Annotated in this window: 2 protein-coding genes; both read right to left on the reverse strand. The window is 59.2% G+C overall.

The annotated features are described in order from the left end of the window. Positions 1-74 precede the first annotated feature (74 nt). A complete protein-coding gene (locus INT12_RS30365) occupies positions 75-383 on the reverse strand; it encodes a DUF6124 family protein (protein ID WP_193059166.1) in 309 nt (102 codons plus the stop codon). Between the two features lie 449 nt (positions 384-832). After that, entirely contained in the window at positions 833-1,141 is a 309-nt protein-coding gene (locus INT12_RS30370) for a DUF6124 family protein (protein WP_177032678.1), read from the reverse strand. Between the last annotated feature and the right edge of the window lie 285 nt (positions 1,142-1,426).

Genomic DNA, 1,426 nt, shown 5'->3' on the forward strand with positions numbered 1-1,426 from the left:
AGTGGCAGTCACTGCATGAGTGCCTGAACCACCGCTATCGGGAGCAAGCTCCCTCCCACATTTTTTGTGCGTGGTCAGGCAGTGGTCTTCGTGGGCCTGAGGCATTCGATGGAGCGGTCAACCGTGGTTTTGGCGATTTCCAGCAAATGCCACACCGCGAGGATCTTCGCCCGCTCCGGTTTCTCCAGCAGCTCCCCGCAATCCAGCGCCGTCGCCGAAGCGCTGTCCAGCCGACTGGCGGTGTAGAGCAGGGCGTCTTCGAAGCTCAGGTCTTCGTTGACGGCGTGGAAACCTTGGGGGGGCAGGGAATGGTCGATGGCGCGGTTGAAGGCAGCGCGGTCTTTGGTGGGATCGATGGGTGGGTCGGGTAGGACTTTATTCATGGTGTAACTCCGAATTTTGAGTAAGGAGCCGAACCGGTCGCGACTAAACGAAGGTGGCGGCTGTACGCAGGTTAGTCGACCGGTCAGAACAGGAACCCGGCGCGCCCGAAGGCGCCCTGCGCACAGCCACCATTGAGCTTCATGGGACCATGCGCCTGTTCTGAGTCCGGGCGACTAAACCCGATCACTGATTTGGCAGTGACGGACCGCAGACTAGCCATCGATTCCAACAGGCACAAGGCGGCGCAGATTGTCTAGGAAACGTCCTGCAATTTAAAGCGACCCGACTTGCTGGCCCTTTAAAAACCATGACCAAATGCCACTAACTCCAATGAAATGCGGTCCATGTGGGAGGGGGCTTGCCCCCGATGGCGCAGTGGCAGTCACTGCATGAGTGCCTGAACCACCGCTATCGGGAGCAAGCTCCCTCCCACATTTTTTGTCCGTGGTCAGGCGGTGGTCTTCGTGGGCTTGAGGCATTCGATGGAGCGGTCAACCGTGGTTTTGGCGATTTCCAGCAAATGCCACACCGCGAGGATCTTCGCCCGCTCCGGTTTCTCCAGCAGCTCCCCGCAATCCAGCGCCGTCGCCGAAGCGCTGTCCAGCAGACTGGCGGTGTAGAGCAGGGCGTCTTCGAAGCTCAGGTCTTCGTTGACGGCGTGGAAACCTTGGGTGGGCAGGTAATGGTCGATGGCGCGGTTGAAGGCAGCGCGGTCTTTGGTGGGATCGATGGGTGGGTCGGGTAGGACTTTATTCATGGTGTAACTCCGAATTTTGAGTAAGGAGCCGAACCGGTCGCGACTAAACGAAGGTGGCGGCTGTACGCAGGTTAGTCGACCGGTCAGAACAGGAACCCGGCGCGCCCGAAGGCGCCCTGCGCACAGCCACCATTGAGCTTCATGGGACCATGCGCCTGTTCTGAATCCGGGCGACTAAACCCGATCACTGATTTGGCAGTGACGGACCGCAGACTAGCCATCGATTCCAACAGGCACAAGGCGGCGCAGATTGTCTAGGAAACGTCCTGCAATTTAAAGCGACCC

It is taken from the genome of Pseudomonas sp. K8 (genome assembly GCF_014889455.1).
Lineage (GTDB): Bacteria > Pseudomonadota > Gammaproteobacteria > Pseudomonadales > Pseudomonadaceae > Aquipseudomonas > Aquipseudomonas veronii.

Excerpts from the sequence above, each read along its gene's own strand:
- INT12_RS30365 (WP_193059166.1), bottom strand. The coding sequence starts at position 383 with ATGAATAAAGTCCTACCCGACCCACCCATCGATCCCACCAAAGACCGC.
- INT12_RS30370 (WP_177032678.1), bottom strand. The coding sequence starts at position 1,141 with ATGAATAAAGTCCTACCCGACCCACCCATCGATCCCACCAAAGACCGC.